The organism is Psychroflexus aurantiacus (genome assembly GCF_010820555.1).
Lineage (GTDB): Bacteria > Bacteroidota > Bacteroidia > Flavobacteriales > Flavobacteriaceae > Psychroflexus > Psychroflexus aurantiacus.
The window spans coordinates 582478-602090 of sequence record NZ_JAAIKD010000001.1 but is presented as its reverse complement, the minus strand read 5'-3'; the positions used below and the strand labels follow the sequence as shown (position 1 = coordinate 602090).

The following is a 19613-nucleotide window of genomic DNA, read 5'->3' as shown; positions in this document are numbered from 1 at the left end:
GCTTATCCGGTCTGCTTTAAGCAGAATTGTGGATAACTTTGTGGATAACTTTCATTGCAATTGAGACTTTTTTCTATGATTTATTTTCATATTTGTTAGTCGCGATCAGTAATATTAATCCTCTCAAAATCATTATCCTATGGCGCAGTTAGAACCTATTTTAGAAGAAAACGAAAACAGATTTGTACTCTTCCCTATTAAACACCACGATATATGGGAATGGTATAAAAAGTGCGAGGCTAGTTTCTGGACCGCTGAAGAAATTGACCTGCATCAGGATCTTTCCGACTGGAAAAATAAACTGAGTGAAGATGAGCAGTATTTCATCAAACATATCCTTGCCTTTTTTGCTGCATCCGATGGCATCGTTAATGAAAATCTGGCCGAAAACTTCGTCAACGAAGTACAGTATACAGAGGCTAAATTTTTCTACGGTTTCCAGATCATGATGGAAAACATCCATTCTGAAACCTATTCGCTATTGATCGATACCTACGTTGACGATGACAAGGAAAAAGATCAATTGTTTAAAGCTATTGAAAACTTCCCTGCAATTAAGAAAAAAGCCGACTGGGCTTTGAAATGGATCGAATCTGACTCGTTTGCTGAACGTCTGATCGCTTTTGCTGCTGTGGAAGGTATCTTCTTCTCCGGAGCCTTCTGCTCCATATTCTGGCTGAAAAAACGTGGCTTGATGCCAGGACTTACCTTTTCCAACGAGCTTATTTCCAGAGATGAAGGCGTTCACTGCGACTTCGCCGTACACTTACACAACGAGCACCTGGTGAACCAGGTATCAAAAGAACGTATCCGGGAAATTCTCGTGGATGCGCTTGATATTGAAAGAGAATTTGTGACCGAATCCCTTCCTGTAAGTTTGATTGGTATGAATTCCAACCTGATGACTCAGTATCTTGAGTTCGTCACAGACAGACTTCTGTTTGAATTGGGTTGTGATAAGGAATATGGCACTGCCAATCCTTTTGATTTTATGGATATGATTTCACTCCAGGGTAAAACCAACTTCTTCGAGAAGCGTGTTGGTGAGTACCAAAAAGCCGGAGTCATGAACAAAAACAAAGAAGAAGACAGTAAAATTAGCTTTGACGCTGATTTCTAAGTGAATCTATGGTCGCTATTGTCATTATAGTAGCTATAGCAACAACAGAAGCAACAGAAACACAATAAACTCATATCATTATGCACGTCATCAAAAGAAATGGTCAAAAAGAGCCTGTAATGTTCGACAAAATTACAGCACGAATCAGAAAACTATGTTACGGACTCAATCCCCTTGTGGAACCTCCTAAAGTAGCGATGCGTGTGATAGAAGGTCTCTATGATGGTGTGACCACCAGCGAACTCGATAATTTAGCGGCGGAAATCGCGGCTACGATGACAGTAAGCCATCCGGATTATGCCCACCTTGCGGCACGGATTTCGGTATCCAATCTTCATAAAAACACCAAAAAGACGTTTAGTGAGGTAATGACCGATCTCTACGAATACGTCAATCCGCGTAATAATACAAAATCACCGCTTATCGATGATGAGGTTTACAAAATCATCAACGAAAACAAGGATGAAATCGATTCCAGAATCATCTATAGCAGAGATTTCAACTATGATTATTTCGGCTTTAAGACGTTGGAGCGTTCTTATTTGTTGAAAATAAACGGTAAAATAGCAGAACGTCCACAGCACATGTTGATGCGTGTATCCATTGGTATTCACGGCGATGACCTGGAGTCTGCTATGGAGACCTACGAACTGATGTCCAAAAAATACTTTACGCACGCTACTCCAACCTTATTTAATGCGGGTACCCCAAAACCGCAGATGTCTTCCTGTTTCTTATTGACCATGAAAGACGATAGTATTGATGGGATTTACGACACCTTAAAACAAACGGCTAAAATCTCACAGTCTGCCGGAGGTATTGGTTTATCTATCCATAACATCAGAGCCACCGGCTCTTACATTGCCGGAACCAATGGAACTTCCAATGGAATCGTTCCTATGCTGAAAGTGTTTAACGACACCGCCAGATACGTGGACCAGGGAGGCGGAAAACGAAAAGGGTCTTTCGCGATGTATGTGGAACCCTGGCATGCTGATATCTTTAGCTTCCTGGATCTGAAGAAAAATCACGGGGCTGAAGAAATGAGAGCACGTGACCTGTTCTATGCCATGTGGATTCCGGATTTGTTCATGAAACGTGTGGAAGAAAACTCTACCTGGACCCTCATGTGTCCAAACGAGTGCCCGGACCTTTACAATGTTCATGGGGAGGAGTTTGATAAGTTGTACCTGAAATACGAAAGTGAAAACAAAGGCCGTAAAACCATCAAGGCCAGAGAGCTTTGGGAGAAGATCCTGGAATCTCAAATTGAAACGGGAACGCCTTATATGCTTTATAAGGACTCCGCTAACCGCAAGTCGAATCAAAAGAACTTAGGAACGATAAGATCCTCCAACCTGTGTACTGAAATCATGGAGTATACCAGTCCAGATGAAATCGCCGTCTGTAATCTGGCTTCCATTGCTTTACCGATGTTTGTAAAGAACGACAGTTTCGATCATAAAGAACTTTACAAAATCACCAAGCAGGTCATCAGAAACCTCAATAAAGTCATTGACAGAAATTACTATCCTGTAAAAGAGGCTGAAAATTCCAATATGAGACACAGACCCGTTGGTCTGGGTATCCAGGGACTGGCCGATGCCTTTATCATGTTGAGAATGCCGTTTACATCTGATGAAGCCAAAAAACTAAACCAGGAGATTTTCGAAACCTTATATTTTGCAGCTGTAGAATCCTCTATGGAAATGGCAAAAGCGGAAGGCCCGTATTCTTCTTATGAAGGATCACCAATCAGCAAAGGAGAGTTCCAGTACAATCTGTGGGGATTGAAAGATAAAGACTTAAGCGGTCGCTGGGACTGGAGCAAACTCAGAGAAGAAGTCATGGAGCACGGTGTGCGTAACTCTTTATTGATGGCGCCTATGCCAACGGCTTCTACGTCTCAGATTTTGGGTAACAACGAAGCTTTTGAGCCTTACACCTCCAACATATACACCAGACGTGTCCTTTCCGGAGAGTTCATCGTGGTAAACAAACACTTATTAAAAGACCTGGTAAGTCTTGGTTTATGGAATGATGATGTGAAGGATGCGATCATGAGAGCCAATGGTTCTGTGCAGAACATCGACATCATTCCAGATCACATCAAAGAACTCTACAAAACGGTCTGGGAATTATCCATGAAAGACATCATCGACATGTCCAGACACAGAGGTTACTTTATCGATCAGTCTCAGTCGCTGAACCTGTTTATGGAAGGCGCTACCTTCGCTAAACTAACTTCCATGCACTTCTACGCCTGGAAAAGCGGACTTAAGACAGGCATGTACTACTTAAGAACCAAGTCAGCCGTAGATGCCATTAAGTTTACCCTGAAAAACGAAAAGAAAGAAAAGCAGGTGCCAAGTCAGGTGGCAGAAAAAGCGGCCAAGACCTATCAGGAAGCCCAAAGCCAGCAGGTTAAGATTTCTGATGACTCCTCTTTGAGTCCGGAAGAACTCAAAGCCCTGATCAAACAGTCCAAAGAATCTGAAGGCGATGACTGCCTGATGTGCGGATCTTAATTAAGAATTGTAGTTAATTACAAAACCCCCGGTAAATCAAGATTTACCGGGGGTTTTTTGTTGGTTAATTTTCGGCTTAAATACTACGAGGTAAAACCATCGGAGTATTGAAAATTTGGTTGTCTATTTAATTTCAAATTGCTTTGTTTACGTTCGACCCTGCCTGCCGGTAAAGGAAGTCGGAATCGAGAACCAACTACATCATAGGCTAGGCTTCTTTGAGTAAAGCCGAAATCCCGGATACTAACACATACACAAGGTATATCATACTATAAAAATGAGTGGTGATGAAGGGCATAGCTCATCCCATTCTTACTTTTTATTACTGCCTTTCTTGGTCGTGACTTTAAGTAAAGCATCCACTTCCTTGGCATCATAACCCGCAGCCTCAATCTCGTAAGATGATTTTACAACATCGAGGGTATTGATTTCCTTAGGATCCAGTTTGTTGAATTTTTCCGTTTCCACTTCTTTCCCGTCCACGAGATAAATGACATTAGTATCTCCAAATTCTGTCCTGAAGATTTGACTGGAATTATCATGTTGAGAGGCATTTATAGGAGTGTCTGAAATTTTGAACTTATCCATCGACAACGTAACAACTTTGTAGTCTGAAGTCAACTTGAAAAAAGTAAACGCTTTCAGGACTTTGTCGTTATACTTTTCTTTAAGTTCTTCAAATAATTCTGACATTCCAGAATAGTAAATCTCAGAAAATTCAGATTTAGTAGTTATGCTCAGTGTTTTGGAACTTTTATCATAGCTGTAAGTTTCTACGGGGATGTAAGTTTTTACAAGCTCTTCTTTATCGATCTGCTTACCGTTGATGATAAAGCGTTCAGCATCTTTAATGGTGTTGTAATCGGTTTTTGAAGGCGTTTCAGATTCAGTCCTGATCCCTACACCGAATGGCGTTTCTGCGCCTTCCGTATAATCTCTATAAAAATAAACAGGTAATTCTGCTACATCGGGAGAAGCTACTGAGCCTTTAAAGCTATCGTTACAATCGACATCCAAAGTTATGGACTCTAATTTTCCATTAGGATTGAATCTAAGTCTAGAATAACTCACATCAATATTGAATTCCTCCTTTAGGAACTCCCTATCAGAATTTAGGGTTTCCCTGGTGGTGTTTTCATCATAGGTGATTTCAATTCGATTGACTTTGGTTTCGGTAGTTGTTATTGAATTCTTGATTTGGGCTTTGGTTTCCACCTGGAAAAGAAGAAAGAACACCACTAGTAAGGGGGAGACTATAAAGAGTTTCCAGAATGATTGATTGTGTTTGTTTTTGTTAAGCATAGCGATTCGTTTTTTAATGGGGGATTGATGAAAGGAATGTTGTAACTGAGATCTGAACTGTTGCTGAGTAATGCTGTATAAGGTCATTTGATACTCTTTCTTAGTGGTATTATCAACCACTTTGGCATCGGCTTCATACTCCAGGTTGAGGACCAGACTTTTCTGGTACAGCCAGGCAAAGGGATTGAACCAAAACGCACATGTATACAGGTGAGCCAATAAAATATCCAGGCTGTGTTTATGAGCGACATGGGCTTTTTCGTGTGCCAGAATGATTTTCAGTTCAGTTTCAGAATACAGCTTGGGATCGTAAACGATATAATTCAGAAATGAAAAAGCACCTTCAGGAATGGCTTTTTCAATCTGAAAAATGCCATCGGTCTGAAAGGCTTTAGAAGCTTTCAAAAAGCTGAGTAGCCTAAAGAATTTCACCAGTAAATGAACCAGGAACACCAGGGAAATACCGATGTATAATAATTCAAGCACAGCATGTTCAGTGATGAACGACCATATTAATTCTGAAGTAGTGGGTTTGATTTCAGCAGGGACAAATTCCGAAGAAGATGGCGCAAGGAAAGCTGGACTGAGTGTAATCACTTCTATTTTGGTATAGCTTAGCAGTGGTAATATCAGGCTTAAACCATAACCGACATGAAGATAAATTCGCTTAAACCTGTGGTAGGTTTCTGATTCCAAAACGATTTTATACACCACCCAAAAGAGGGTCAGAAGTAAAGAAGCTTTGGCGAGATAGATAAGTAAGTCCATTAGCTTTTGTTTTTAATGAGTTCCAGAATTTCTTCCAGTTCCTGCTCCGATATTTTATCCTGCTGGGCGAAAAAAGAGACCATGTTTTTATAAGATCCGTCAAAAAAACGAGAAGAGTTCTGTTCCATGATCTTCTCACTATAGCTCTTCTTATCTACGACTGGAAAGTATTGATGACTTTTCCCAAAGGCCTGATGTGCCACAAAACCCTTCTCCTCCAGAAGTCTCACCAGAGTAGAAATGGTGTTGTAATGCTGTTCTCCATCCAGTTCTTCAAGAATTTCTTTTACAAAAGCCTTTTTTAGCTTCCAGAGTACCGCCATGATTTCTTCTTCTTTGGCGGTTAGTTTTTCTAAATTCTTCATGAGTTCAAATGCGTTTGAAGCAAATGTAAACTAAAAATACAGTTATATAACTAAAAAAACCGTTTTTAACATTTATCTGCTTCAGAATAAGATAGACTTATCCGTAAAGAGACCTAGAATTCTTAACTAAAAAGGTCACGTCGATTGCAGTCGAGACGTTTTTTCAATCCTTCGACTGCACCTGCCTTCGTTCATTTGGCATCAGGCTCAGGGAGGCAAAAATTACTTTCAGGTTACTAAACGGATATGCATTAAATAAATGTAGTTTCAACATAAAGTTCACTTCTCAAATTTGCCAGGCCTGGCATTACTGTCCTAGTCCAAGAATTCCTTACATTTGACCTAAAACTGAAAGCATGCCAACTTGGGAAACCCTCTTATCCCTGAAACGCCAGGGCGATAAAAACAAACGCATTCGTAAAGAACAGGACGACACCCGGCTGGGGTTTGAAGTCGATTACGATCGTGTGATTTTCTCTTCAGAATTCAGAAGTTTACAGGATAAAACCCAGGTGATTCCGCTTTCCAAAACCGATTTTGTGCATACCCGACTCACCCATAGTCTGGAGGTTTCGGTGGTTGGAAGATCACTAGGACGTCTTGTCGGTAAAAAAGTACTGGAAAAACATCCACAGCTGAAGGGAACGCATGGGCATCATTTCAATGATTTTGGTGCCATTGTAGCCGCGGCCGCTTTGGCCCACGACATTGGTAATCCACCCTTTGGTCATAGCGGCGAACGCGCCATCGGGGATTATTTCAAATTCGGCAACGGAAAACGCTTCAAAGATCAACTCCCCGAAGTGGTATACCAGGATCTTTCCAAATTTGAAGGGAACGCCAATGGTTTTAAACTGCTTACCAATGATAATTACGGTTCTCCAGGCGGCTTACGCTTATCTTACGCGACTTTAGGGGCATTTACCAAATATCCCAAAGCCTCGCTTCCTCACAAACCCACAAAGCAGGTTGCCGACAAAAAGTTTGGCTTTTTTAATCAGCAGCAGGAGAAGTTTCAGGATGTGGCCGAAGAACTGGGTCTCGAGAAAAATGCTGACGGCGAGGAGGTGCGTTACAAAAGACATCCGCTGGCCTTTTTGGTAGAAGCAGCCGATGACATTTGCTACACCATCATCGATTTTGAGGATGGGATTAATCTGGGCCTGATTCAGGAAGACTATGCTTTGGAATACCTGTCTAAAATCGTCAGCAAAACCATCAATACCGAAAAGTATTCCAAGCTGTCGACCACCAAAAACCGGATAAGCTATCTGCGATCCTTAGCCATTGGAGCTCTCATTGAAGATGCGGTTTCCCTGTTTATGGAAAACGAAGAGGCTATTTTAAAGGGAGATTATCATCAGGCGCTGCTGGACAAGTCTGCCTATAAAGTTCAGATTGAAGACATCATCAAAATCAGTATAAAGAACATTTACCAGAGTCAGGAAGTGCTGGATAAAGAAATTGCCGGGTATAAAATCCTGACTAAGATTCTGGATGATTTTACTACGGCAGTGGAACATCAGCACGCGGGGAATGCCTCCAATTTTGACAAGCTGATTCTGAAAAACTTCCTCAAGGATTTTGATTTTTCCGAAAGTAAGCTCGAGGACTGGCTGATCGATGTATGCTCGTTTGTCGCCTCGCTTACCGATAGCAATGCGTTGAGAACGTATAGAAAATTGACGGGGAGCGATTTGTAAAATCCTCACCCAGCCCCTCCCAGGGAGGGGAGCAAAAGCCCCCTAGCCCACCAAGGGGGGAACGATTCAGCACTTGCCAATCACGGCTTATAAATACTGAATCTTGAATATCGAATTTATTCTAAATTGTAGACTTTTCACAAGTCTGGCTCAGTGGGTTCGATACAATTTTCAATCGAAAATCACTCAGCCACCATATAGGCCTTTGATGGCAAGAAGCTTTGCGAACTCTACGCCTTCTGCTGTTCATTAAAATATTTAATATCCACTACAGAACATCGAATTTTGAATTAAACTCTCATACTATTTCCTACTCCCTAAAGCCTATCCCCTAATACCTCAACAACTCACTAACTCAAAAACTCATGAACGGTCTTCAGCAGCAAGTCCGGATGCTCTATGTATGACATATGACCCCCAGGGAAAATTTCCAGTTCAACACACATCTCTTTTGCCAGGTGTTTCGTCTTTTCAAAGTCGATGACTTTGTCTTCTTTTCCCAGAAGGATAAGGCTTTTATCGCTTAGTTTTTTCAACACTTCAGTTCTGCCTTTACGATCGCGCATGCCTTTCAGCGTATTGATGATTCCCTGTTGAGAACATTGCTTGGCTTGCGATATGGCTGTGTCGATTTCCGAAGCCAATCGCTTTTGATCCTCTGGTAAAAACAGGTGCTTTACGGACATGCTGATAAACGCTTCCGGATACTTCTGAATCATCGTGATGGCTCGATTTCTTTCCTGTTGCTTGGTTTCAGAATCGGCCAGAGAAGTGGAGTTTAAAAGAATGAGCTTATCCATTTTTCCTGATCCTGGTTTTAGTTCAGCTAAAGCTAAGGCCACATAGCCTCCCATGGAGTGGCCTATCAGGCTAAAGCTTTTTAGCTTTTTAAAGTCAGTAAACGCTAAAACCAGGGCCGCAAAGTCCTCCATGCTATGAATATACCCAATGGCTTCAGTCCTGCCGTGACCTGGCAAATCTAAGGCGTAAACAGCATGTGTTTTGGAAAGTTCCTTCTGAAGTGGTTTCCACATCGAAGAATTCTCCAAAAATCCATGCAATAGGATAATGGGTTCGCCTTTTCCCGATGCGGTGTAGTGGATTTTAGTTTGCTTGTAGGTGAAGATCATGAATCTTAATAAAGCTAGTCAACTGGCAGACTAGAAAACCAGTTGACTGGAAAAAACGTTAAGGTGAGAAAGCGGTAAAAAATCACTCCCGTCTAAAAACTCACCACTAAGAGACTATTTACTATTCATCAAATCTTCGATCTCTTCCATCTCGATAGGGATGTTACCCATTAAATTCTTTGGTGACCCGCTTTCCTGAATCACCACATCGTCTTCCAGTCGAATGCCCATGTTTTCCTCGGGCAGATAAATGCCCGGCTCCACGGTAAACACCTGATTGGCTTTCATCGGCTCGTGCAACAGACCATAATCGTGAGTGTCGAGGCCAATATTATGCGAGGTCCCGTGCATAAAATATTTTTTATAAGCCGGCCAGTCCGGGTTTTCATTTTGAACATCGGCTTTGTCCAGAAGTTTTAAATCCAGTAATTCGGAGGTCATCAACTTACCGACCTCCACATGAAACTCTTTCCAGAGGGTTCCGGGCACCAGCATATCAGTAGCCAGGTTTTTGACCTTATTGACTGCCGTATACACCTGCTTTTGCCGGTCTGTGTATTTCCCGGACACGGGAATGGTACGCGTCATATCACTGGAATAATTGGCATATTCTGCACCCACATCGATTAAGATTAAGTCTCCGGCTTTCAGTTGTTCTTTGTTTTCTATATAGTGGAGAACCGTGGCATTCTTACCCCCGGCAATGATTGGCGTGTAGGAGAAACCACGGGATTTATTCATCAGGAATTCATGCATAAACTCAGCTTCCAACTCATACTCCCACTTGCCGGGTTTTGTAAATTCTAAAATTCTTCTGAAACCTTTTTCGGTAATGTTACAGGCGTTCTGCATGACTTCCAGTTCCAGGGGATGTTTGACAGATCGCAGGCGCTGTAAAATCGGATTGCTTTTGGCGACCTGATGGGCCGGGTAGTTTTCTTTCAGCCAGATATTAAAACGGTCTTCCCGGGTCTGAGTGGCGTGAGCTGCCCTGTAGTGCTCGTTGGTATTCATATAAACGGTGTGGCTTTGTGCCATCAGCTCGTTAAAGATTTTTTCGAAATCCTGCTTCCAGTAAACGGTTGTGATCCCTGAAGTTTCCAGAGCTCGGTCTTTGTTGAGTTTCTCCCCTTCCCAGACCGCGATATGCGGATTGGTTTCGGTCAGAAACAAAATTTCGCGATGCTTAGGATCCGGCGCATCCGGAAATAACACCAAAATACTGTCTTCCTGATCCACACCACTTAAGTAATAGATATTGCGATCCTGCTGAAAGGGAATCGTGCTGTCCGCCCCTATGGGATAAATATCGTTGGAGTTGAACACCGCCAGACTTCCCGGCAGCATCTGACTCATAAAATTCTTCCTGTTATGTATAAATAATTCTTTGGATATCGGCTCGTAACGCATAAAATAGTAGTTTTTTCAAAGGTAAAGAAAGCGCTTTGAAAAATGGAAGGCAGAGCAAAAAAAAGCCGCTTCAGGTTTTGAAGCGGCTTCTGAAAAAAATTATGTTGAACTAGTCAGGATGAAATTTCTTGCTTATACTATTAAGCAATTTTAAATCCTACCACCAGCCTTGGATGTTATAAATGCGTTCCGGCTGATTATTGGCATAGGCCAAGGCAATTTCCCTGGATGTGATGAGTCGGTTCTTCTCTATTTCAGCTAAATTATTTTGCTGATTTTCCAAAAAATCCCATTCCCGATCGGAGTTTCTCCTAACTCCTTTTTGAATATCACTTGCCAGGCTTTTGACTTTTGAATAACATTTGGAATCAGGTTCGATCTGGTTGAGGTAGAAGCCTGCTTTTTCGGCACTGTCGTAATTTTGACCTGCATTCCAGGCATTTGTGGCCATGGTGAGTAATACATCACAGTCCCGGTTCATTTTTTGCTTATAAATGATCGCTATCTGCTCCTGTGCTTTATTAAAACAGTCTTTCGACACTGCGGGTACTGACGTTAGGTTATAAAGCGCCTGGTCAAATTTATTTTGATTAGCCATGCTTCCGGCTTCTTTCATGATAAAATCGCAGCCATCGTTGTAATAGGCCAGGATTCGTTTTTTAGCTGCATTTATTAAGTTTTTAACCTCTTTGTTATTCGACTTTATATTCCTAAACGCAGCTATATAAGCCTTGTTTTCATTTTGCCCAACGCCTTTAACGTTGATGGCCGTACTTCCAAATTTCACACCGGTTACACCATCACCAATATAAAAAGCAACTTCAAGAACGATAGCGACTTTAGGTGGTGCTGCTCCAACCACATTTTTGGAAAGCACAGAAACATTAGGGGTTATAATAAATTGTGAATTGTAATTGGTGGAACCTGCAATTCCGTTGGCGGTTAACATCTGAGCCATTTTGCTTTGAAGGTTGTTCTTAGCCGATAAAGGGATGTTTTCAACCTGGCTGGCTACGTAAGGAACGATAGCAATACGAGAAAAATCATCTAATTTTCCTTCTGAATTTTGGGCGTAAAAATTTAAAGTAATGCCCAGGAATATGAGAAATGCGAATATAAGTTTACGTTTCATGATCTTTGATTTTGTTATTTACTGCCTAAAAAAATGGTGGCTTCCCCCAATCCTCTAGTGGTTATTTTATTTTCAATATTAAAAGGAGAATCTCTCAGGAAACGGCTCAGCAGGGACGCAAATCTTCTGGTGTCCATGGCGCGTTGTCTCCCGTTTCTTTCAAAGTAAAGCGGTATTCTAACCTGATCAAAAACAATCAGGTTTTCGGTAGCATCTCTGGTGTTGAATCTGCCATTAACTGAATTTTCAGCCATCCAGTCTTCGATCAAAAAGCCTAATTCCTCCTGAGCTGGTCCATAGTAAGATTCCAAATCACCATCCCAGTCATCCCAGCGTTTTACAGTAATACTGACTTCTCTCCCGTTGAGGAATAAATCATCAAAATGCGATTGAAGCCGATCTGTGAACGGACCGATGTAAGACACCACCGCTTCTTCCAGCAAGACTGGCAATTCCACTGCAAAAGAGGGGGCTCCGGTTCCGGCGGCTGTCGCTATTTGTTTATTGGAGTAGGCATCCAAGCCCTGTAAATTAAACGTGATTGACCGGTTAGGTCCCGTTTTGTTGACAGACCATGTCATTTGGATGAGAATATCGGCTTTGGCTTGATTTAACAACTGATCTACCGGGCTCTCTGCCACCTCACTTCCCGATGTTTTTGAACTTCGCATGGCATCCAGGGCGCTCACCTGAGAGATTGACTTTATTTCGGATTCCATGTTTTTTAAAGGGAAACCTCGATCTGCCATCATCCCGTTAATTTTACTAACCACCAGCAGCAAATCCGAATTCTCCTGAAAGGCTCTCTTATAATCGGGAATAACTTCAGTGATACCCTGATTGTCAAATTCTAAAGTGTAACCATTGGTAACGCACCAGTTGTCGCTCGGAACGACCATAATCGTTGGTTTTTTGGCTTGGGAAAACCCTAAAAACGGTACTAATAGGACTAATAATATAATACGTTTCATCTTGTAATGTTTATTGTTTTTATGATATCAGCCTCTTGTTTCGGCAGGCCGATGAAATTTGCCAGTGAATATGCACTTGCTTTTATGGTTTGAATTTTTTGAATTATTGAATAAGGTTATCTCTTCTCATATGCTCCCTAAGTCCCATCATATCGACTTCAATGATAATCTCATAAGCTAGTTTTCCTTCGTTTTTTTGATTGATTTTCAGTTTTCTTCTCAGCCAGTTTTCTTCGGGTAAACCTGCAAAACGTTCAAAATCACCCTGCGGCGCATAGAACCGATTGAAGTAATTGAGGTTATCTCTTCGCTTATTGGGGTTAGAAATCATGGGTCTGATCTCACACAGTGAACTCCCGCCTCTTATTCCTTTGAATAAAATTTCATCCACCGCACGTCTTCTTGCGTTGAGGATGGCGTCTTTTTCGGTCATGCCAATGCCCCAGGCTTTGACGGTTTGAAATCCATTTCGATCTACCGAAACGCATTCGGTTTCATAATCGTAGTATCCTGAAACCGTATCGATTTTTGATTTACAGCTCGTCAGTACGAAAGCCAAAATCAAGAGTGTAATGCTTAAATATGTTTTCATTTTTAAAATTTTAAAACCCGGATGCTAAGTTTTTGATTATTCCTGCTGTTTCTAATTCTTTACGCAAGCCTGCCATATCTACCGAAACAATGAGGCCTATTTTATACTCTTTCCTGCCCACTTTAAGTCGGTCACCGGGTGCAACAGCACCATCGGTCGTTAAGGTTACGAATTTTTTATAATCCCCCTCTTCCGAAAAAAACCATTCGAAATAGTCTCGGTTTTTTTCTTCTAAATTGGGATGCCTCGCCAGGGGTGGCTGGGCAACACAGCCTAATTCGCTTTGCGGGATTCCTCTAAAAATAACCCCGTGAATGGCATTTTTTTTAGACTGTTCAATAGCCACGTTTTTATTCTTGGAGTAGGAGTATATTTTGACGATGTAAGAGCCTTCCGAGGCTACATTCAAACATTGTATTTCATACCGCCAGTTTTTGGTGTCTTCGTCTGCTTTATTTTTAGCTCTTCTTTGTCCATAGGTGAGAGAAGATAACAGCATCAAAACGAGTATAAAAGATAATTTTAAAACGTTGATTTTCATGGTGATTTATTTTAATTGTCTGATAAGCATTCCTGAGGCTAACTTATTGGAGTTCCCTTTAAAAAGGGTATACTCCTTTTCTGAAGATGCTCCGGCTTCTTCAGATAAATAGGTGTTGTCCCAGATGTTTCGATTGTCCACTCTGATAGTTGCCACGCGTTCATAAGAAGTGGTTCCGTCTTCATTTAAAACCTGCTCGAGTACTTCAAACTTGTCGTTTCTTTCAAGGCCTTCTTTCAGTCCTATTTTTGCAGCAATAGGTTCAGCAGAAAGTAAAGGTGTTTTAACTCTAAATTGCTCATAACTTCTTTGCAGTTTACCAATGTTCTTATCTACCGCTTTAATTGTGGCTATCTCTATAAGTTCTTCATTTGATTTTGAAGTGAAAATTGTGGATTGTAAATTGTTCCTGGACACCTCACTCCCCACATACTCCAGTTTGAACAAGTCTGTTGTATCAAACGCATCTCTCTTTGAAGGATCCTCACTGGTTTCGTCTGTCCATAAAGTCGTGTAAAATTCCTGAGCCACCTCCTCATTCCAGACTAAACGGTACAGATAGCTTGTTGTTCTAACAAAATACCCTTTACCCACTACATCAGATGCAGCGGTAGCCAGAGTGGAGACAGTAACCACATCTTCTGCCCCAGGAATGAAAGAGGCCACGGTGGTTACCGCGTCAAGGAATCCCCTGCGCTTATTGGCCTGTTCTTCTTTATTGGTGTATTTGTAGTCATAAACCACCACAAAGGTATTTCTCAAAAGCTCTCTCCCTGCATCAGACAATATGGCTTTGCCTCGTATTGAAGACTGGGCGATTTTAATGTCTAAATCTGAAGCATTGTACTGACCGCGTTCTGCGATTAAATCCATATTGAAATGGCCTTTTTCATCTCTGTTAAACCATTTTGCTACCAGGTTTTTAGCAACGTTATTGGCATTGAGGTAGTCCTCAATTAATAGAGTCTGGTCTTTCTCACCACTAAGCCCGTGCGCAGGGATGAGGTAAGGCCCTATATTATGTTGATTAAACTTTTCGGACAGTTCCGTATTACCAAAAGCATCTTTTATCACATCATAATGCTCACGCGTATTATCGTCCACCATCATAGTATACAGCGAACTTCTTCTGTATTTAAGCTTACCGGCGATAGCCGCATCCATTTTACTTATGCGTTCGCGTTCACCCGAAGATTCAACTGTGGGTGCCGTATTGACTGAAAATCCAGAGGTACCGGGAGAGCCGCTTTCTTTTTTCTTTCTTAGCATGAGCTGAAGCGCCTGCTCTCTTTTGTTGAGTGAATTGAAAACCTCAGACTCTGTAAGGTCTTCTACATCTTCCAAAGCAGAGGCTATCGCCGCAGAATCACGATTACCAGCAGAACCGACAGAGGCTATATTTGTAAAACTAGACTCGTCAAAACTGACTGTACCGGAAGGAATAGAGGCCAAACTGGAGGCAATACTTCCAAGGGGTTGGTTGGCATACTGATCAAAAGTCTCATTAAATTTATAATCCATTTGAGACTGAACACTAATCGTCGTGTTGATATTAGTACCGGTCGAACTCATTTGAGATAACACGAGCTGAGGTTGCAAAATACCATTGAAATCTTTGTAATCTTTAAATAGCATAGTGGTAGAGGTGTTTATACCACTGCCGGTCATATTAGATTTGGTCGCTAGTTTTTGGAATGAACTGATATCATAAAAGTCTTCAGTGCTTGTCTTCTGTCCGTTTAAATCCGACGTATAGGAAACACTATAGACTTGTTTCCCATCAAATTCTTTAAGGCTCACGCTGGCATCCTCTGGAATAGTTTGTTCAAGAATAAGCCCCTTTGTGCCTTGTTTAAAAAGTTTGGCCTGTTCTGGAGTGAGCTGGGTTTCATACCCATTGCTCATTTTGGTATACCCTGAGTTTCCATCAAAAACAGTTTTGGTACTCATACTTTCCATTTTCATAATACCCACGATTTTACCTTCCAGGCTAACGAAATTCAAATTCACGTAGTTATTGGACATCTCCATGCCATTGGTTTTAACCCCTGAGGCTGCTACATCAATTTTGGTCATGCTTTTTAAACTCGACAGTTGATTGTTTGGATCGATATAAGCGAGGTAGTTTTTATAAATATCGGCAACACTTACACTATCTACAGGAGTACCATTTTCTTCAGTCTTAGACTCTGTCGCCCAAGTAGTCACTTCTGCTGCACTAGCTTCGTTTATCGAATTGGTTTCGGGTTGCTTCTTAGTGATTTCACCAGCAATCATTTTAAAAATCCCCGTGTTTCCCTCCTCCATCTCAGCCGTCTCGCTAGAATTTAAACTAGCATAGGCCTTCTGCAACTTATCTTTGTGCCTGGACAGATATTTCTTTTTATCTGAAGCAGAAACGGCTAGTCGCTCTTTGGAGTTTACTTTATCTAAAACTTCAGATCTCAATTCTTCATCTTCTGTAGCATCTTCTAAAAAATAGAGTTTTGAAAGGTTAACGTTGATGTATTTGGTCTGTTGCGGTTCTAAACTGACAGAAATAGCTTTTTTGCTACCTAAGTTGGATACTACTGCAATGTTTAATTCACTTTTATTGGTTTTATATTCAATGTAATTTTTGTTTTTGAGCTTCCCTAAATAGTCATAATCCACAAAAATATGCGCCGGAGCTCCTGAGCCCGTAAATCCATTATTCCTGGCTATAAGCACAGTGGATTCCTGTTCAGCATATCCCAGGAAAGAAAAGAAAAGGAAAAGAATAATTAATGACTGATTTTTTAACGCATTCATAATCAGGCTGTTTTTGAGTTTATAAATTAGTATTGATTTAAATGGGTTCTAAATTCCTATCCGAATTTAAAACCAAATCTAAATGTTAATAAAAACATAAACTACTAGTCCTGCGGACTTTGTCACGAAATGCACAAAATGCGTCATGACTGACACTCAAAAATACTGAACGAACAAAACATTGGTTTTAAAATAGTGAGGATTTAGAAATGAATTAAAATGTTATGGAATAAAAGCCGGGTTTATTTTAAGAAAACCAGTCTCTTATGTAAAAGATTGAGAAGAGTTATCAGAATAGTTTAATTCTAAAGGCTTAATAACCAAAGTTCGACAGTGTTATAATGAATTGAGTTTTTGTATTCAATATTAGAATATGTAAACCCATGTCTTTTGGCCATTTTTTTGCTTATCAAGTTGTTAGGTTCAATATGACCGAAAACCAACTTTATCTCTGATGTTTTAAGTAAGGAAATGGTCTTTTTCATGAGGAGATTACCTACGCCTTTAGCCAGAGAATTTTTATTCACATAAATACACAGGTCTGCATTACAATTTTCTCTTAAAGGACTTTCAAAAACACGAAAACTTGCACTCCATCCTAAGATCTTACTTTCCTTTTCAATCACCCAAAAATTATAAAAGGCATGTCTATTATTAAATTTAGTTTTTAAACTCAAATTCAGTTTTGAATCAAACCCTTGTCCCCAATAATCATTAAAAATTTGACTGATCTGCTTCCAGTCCTCATCTTTAGCTTCTCTAAATTTCATTGGTGTTTAGCATTTTTTGAAATTCTTTAATTTTAGTGCTGTCAGGGATTTCTAGAATGACCAAAAGACGGTCTCCCTCCTCTTCACAAACACCAATTTTTTCAAAAAGACGGATCTTATTTTTGATGGCATATGCATTTATTCTCACTTTTTCTGCCGGGGAATAAAGTGTTTTAGAAGCATGCTTTTTCAATACAAAGGGGTGATCATCAGCATTGCTCTTATAATTTAGTAAAGGCTTAATTTTTTCAGACAAAACTTTATCATTTTGACTGTATTCTCCTTCTAAGCTAGGTCTCAAATTGCTCCACACTTTGGTGAGCAACCTCAGCAAAGTAGAGGTGGCTGTAGTGCCATATAAATAGATTTTAGTCTTGAATTCTTTCTCTAGTTGATAAGCATCTAAAGTAAATTTAGCATACAAACTAAAACCAATATTTTTTTTATGTTTAGAAGCACAGCTTAATCCCAGGTAAATGAAATTGTTTCCCGTTTTGTTGAATTGGGGAAAATTCACCATAAAAAACCCAAGGATGTGAGATGCCTTATCTTGATACAAATAGATGAAATTGTTGAGTTTAAGTTCGCGTTCAACCAAAGACTCAATGTCCACATAAAAGGGTTTTAGTATGCTTTTGATTTGTGAAAGTTCGGTTTCAGAAACCTCTTCAATTGACTTTTTTAGGATCATTGATATCTTCTTTTTTGCTTATTCTAACCAGTTTAAACAACAAAAAGAAAAGCGCTAAGTTTCCTGTGATGAGGTAATAACTAAACAGTTTGTTTTCCACAAGCATTTCTACAAACATGGTAGAAATACCAGCGATCAGGAATGGAAACCGAACCATCTCTGGCGTATGCAATTTGTATAAATTATTGGTGATTCTAAAGATGAAAAAATTAACAATACTCAGCAAAACCACAAGAAAAAAAATACTTGGCGAAATGTGAGACAAGTAAATGCCTGAGGCTAAACAAAAAATAAGTCCATAAACAAACGAAGCTGCACTTGCTATGATAAAAATAGACTCAAGTGTTTCGTCTGTTGCCATTTTTTTGAGAAAAAGGCTGCGCAGACTTAAAAGCAAGGTAGCCCCTAAGATTAAAACATAACCCATTAACGATTCTTTGTTAATGTTGTGCTCTAAAATGAGCACGATAACAATTAAAAATGCGGCTATAATGAAGCCTAGTTTTTGTCTTGAATATTTTGCTGAAAATATGATCCCTGCCAGCGTAATTAAAGCGATGTCCAGTTGACGTAAAATAGCGACTGAAGCAGCAGAAATATATTCATAAGAAATGAGTAAAAACAACAGTCCAAAACCAGCAAAGAAAAAATTAGCAAACTGGTTTTTGTTATTTTTGGGGAGTAACTTGCTTTTTTTGAAACCAGAAACCACTAAAATAGTTATAAGGTTAAAAAGACCCACCAGCAACAAAATTTCAACTCCCGTAACGCCAAACTCCGTTAGCTCCTCAATTCCAATATATAAACTAATTAACAGAATTATTAAAATTCCTTGAGCATTATATTTATGGAGATGGGATAGAATTCTATTCATGTTTCTAGTGTCTTTGGATGTAGTGTTGAGAATTAATTTTTCTAATGATTTGTTTTTTAAGTGCGCAATCATATCTACTGCAATAGATAGTATTTTAATTTTCTATTTTCATTTAAAATTAATTATGCTACTAAGCTTTAGACTTTTTTTAAATGATGAAGTATCAGGGCTAATAATACTCCAGAAGTAATAACACCAACTCCTTGACCAATAATAATTACGTAATCAAATGTTTGTAAACCGTGTATAGTCCATAAAACATAAGATGTAAAAGATAAGGTAAAGTGTAATGTTGAAATATTCTCAATAGATTTATTTTTATGAATCTTTCTAATCTGGCTTGGTACACCAATTAATTTTACAGAAAGTGTTGAAATTACTGTAAGGATTGAAATTATCTGTTCAAACATTTTTAAATACAATTATAGTGGCATCTCCTATTTTCCAATTCAAATCATCATTAGGGTTCACCTTATCATTTATTTCCCAGCCTAATTTTGATAACCTTTTTAGTCTCCAATTTCTCGCAGTTCCAACCGCATATTGAATCTTCATTTCTTCAATTTGATTCATTCTAGTTCTGTCTAGTAAATTACTCAACCCCTTACCTTGATGATCTGGATGTACTACAAGTCTTGAGTAAAAACCTATTTTCTCTTGAGACAAATAGTCCAAATTTCTAAAAATCCCGTAATATGGTATTTGTTTTATATCGTCTATTAATGAAAGTCTTGCCGCGGCAATAATTTCCTCATATTCTCTAATAATCCAATGACTTGTCTTTGAAAAATGGTCAAGATTATCTGTCCAATCCATTGTGTTCCATTGTTCACCGTACACATATGCCCATGATAACTTTCTCAGTTTTATTATTTCTTCAATATCTATGTTCTTGTTTGTTAGTATGGGTGCCATTTTAAGATCTA

At 39.8% G+C, this 19613-nt stretch carries 17 protein-coding genes; 3 read left to right on the top strand and 14 right to left on the bottom strand.

What is annotated here, in order from left to right:
• The first annotated feature begins 139 nt into the window (after window positions 1-139).
• Window positions 140-1120, top strand: a complete 981-nt coding sequence (locus G3567_RS02605; protein ID WP_164003756.1) for a ribonucleotide-diphosphate reductase subunit beta — start codon at window positions 140-142, stop codon at window positions 1118-1120.
• Between the two features lie 80 nt (window positions 1121-1200).
• Window positions 1201-3648, top strand: coding sequence for a ribonucleoside-diphosphate reductase subunit alpha (locus tag G3567_RS02600; RefSeq protein ID WP_164003755.1), 2448 nt, complete (start codon window positions 1201-1203; stop codon window positions 3646-3648).
• A 312-nt stretch (window positions 3649-3960) separates the two neighbouring features.
• Here G3567_RS02600 and G3567_RS02595 read toward each other — a convergent pair whose 3' ends face one another.
• Together G3567_RS02595 and G3567_RS02590 are read right to left on the bottom strand one after the other, a co-directional pair.
• Window positions 3961-5718 carry a M56 family metallopeptidase gene (locus tag G3567_RS02595; RefSeq protein ID WP_164003754.1) on the bottom strand — a complete coding sequence of 586 codons (1758 nt, stop codon included), beginning with the start codon at window positions 5716-5718 and terminating at the stop codon, window positions 3961-3963.
• A complete protein-coding gene (locus G3567_RS02590) occupies window positions 5718-6083 on the bottom strand; it encodes a BlaI/MecI/CopY family transcriptional regulator (protein WP_093368885.1) in 366 nt (121 codons plus the stop codon). The genes G3567_RS02595 and G3567_RS02590 overlap by 1 nt, the downstream gene beginning before the upstream one ends.
• 356 nt (window positions 6084-6439) lie before the next feature.
• Here G3567_RS02590 and dgt point away from each other — a divergent pair, with 356 nt between their 5' ends.
• Window positions 6440-7786, top strand: coding sequence for a dGTP triphosphohydrolase (gene dgt / locus G3567_RS02585; RefSeq protein ID WP_164003753.1), 1347 nt, complete (start codon window positions 6440-6442; stop codon window positions 7784-7786).
• A 350-nt stretch (window positions 7787-8136) separates the two neighbouring features.
• Here the strand turns inward: dgt and G3567_RS02580 are convergent, their stop codons facing one another.
• The 12 genes from G3567_RS02580 to G3567_RS02525 all read right to left on the bottom strand — a co-directional run bounded on the left by G3567_RS02580 (window position 8137) and on the right by G3567_RS02525 (window position 19602).
• A complete protein-coding gene (locus G3567_RS02580) occupies window positions 8137-8916 on the bottom strand; it encodes an alpha/beta fold hydrolase (RefSeq protein WP_164003752.1) in 780 nt (259 codons plus the stop codon).
• Window positions 8917-9030: 114 nt separating this feature from the next.
• The gene (locus tag G3567_RS02575; protein ID WP_164003751.1) at window positions 9031-10326 is read right to left on the bottom strand and encodes an aminopeptidase P family protein; all 1296 of its coding nucleotides are present in this window, start codon (window positions 10324-10326) and stop codon (window positions 9031-9033) included.
• A gap of 157 nt (window positions 10327-10483) precedes the next feature.
• On the bottom strand, window positions 10484-11458 hold the full coding sequence (locus G3567_RS02570) for a hypothetical protein (RefSeq protein ID WP_164003750.1): 975 nt from the start codon (window positions 11456-11458) through the stop codon (window positions 10484-10486).
• Window positions 11459-11472: 14 nt separating this feature from the next.
• Window positions 11473-12429: a DUF6175 family protein gene (locus G3567_RS02565; RefSeq protein WP_164003749.1), complete on the bottom strand. Its 957-nt coding sequence runs from the start codon at window positions 12427-12429 to the stop codon at window positions 11473-11475.
• Window positions 12430-12532: 103 nt separating this feature from the next.
• Window positions 12533-13021: a hypothetical protein gene (locus tag G3567_RS02560; RefSeq protein WP_164003748.1), complete on the bottom strand. Its 489-nt coding sequence runs from the start codon at window positions 13019-13021 to the stop codon at window positions 12533-12535.
• A 10-nt stretch (window positions 13022-13031) separates the two neighbouring features.
• Window positions 13032-13562, bottom strand: coding sequence for a hypothetical protein (locus tag G3567_RS02555; protein WP_164003747.1), 531 nt, complete (start codon window positions 13560-13562; stop codon window positions 13032-13034).
• Between the two features lie 6 nt (window positions 13563-13568).
• Window positions 13569-16352 (bottom strand): hypothetical protein, encoded by a 2784-nt coding sequence (locus G3567_RS02550; protein WP_164003746.1) that lies wholly within the window; start codon window positions 16350-16352, stop codon window positions 13569-13571.
• A 305-nt stretch (window positions 16353-16657) separates the two neighbouring features.
• Window positions 16658-17122: a GNAT family N-acetyltransferase gene (locus G3567_RS02545; RefSeq protein ID WP_164003745.1), complete on the bottom strand. Its 465-nt coding sequence runs from the start codon at window positions 17120-17122 to the stop codon at window positions 16658-16660.
• Complete coding sequence (locus tag G3567_RS02540) at window positions 17112-17813, bottom strand: hypothetical protein (protein ID WP_164003744.1); 702 nt, start codon at window positions 17811-17813, stop codon at window positions 17112-17114. The genes G3567_RS02545 and G3567_RS02540 overlap by 11 nt, the downstream gene beginning before the upstream one ends.
• Window positions 17791-18687: a hypothetical protein gene (locus G3567_RS02535; protein ID WP_164003743.1), complete on the bottom strand. Its 897-nt coding sequence runs from the start codon at window positions 18685-18687 to the stop codon at window positions 17791-17793. Before G3567_RS02535 ends, G3567_RS02540 begins: the two co-directional genes overlap by 23 nt.
• A gap of 137 nt (window positions 18688-18824) precedes the next feature.
• Window positions 18825-19097 carry a SemiSWEET family transporter gene (locus tag G3567_RS02530; RefSeq protein WP_164003742.1) on the bottom strand — a complete coding sequence of 91 codons (273 nt, stop codon included), beginning with the start codon at window positions 19095-19097 and terminating at the stop codon, window positions 18825-18827.
• A complete protein-coding gene (locus tag G3567_RS02525) occupies window positions 19090-19602 on the bottom strand; it encodes a GNAT family N-acetyltransferase (protein ID WP_164003741.1) in 513 nt (170 codons plus the stop codon). The genes G3567_RS02530 and G3567_RS02525 overlap by 8 nt, the downstream gene beginning before the upstream one ends.
• Window positions 19603-19613: the final 11 nt, after the last annotated feature.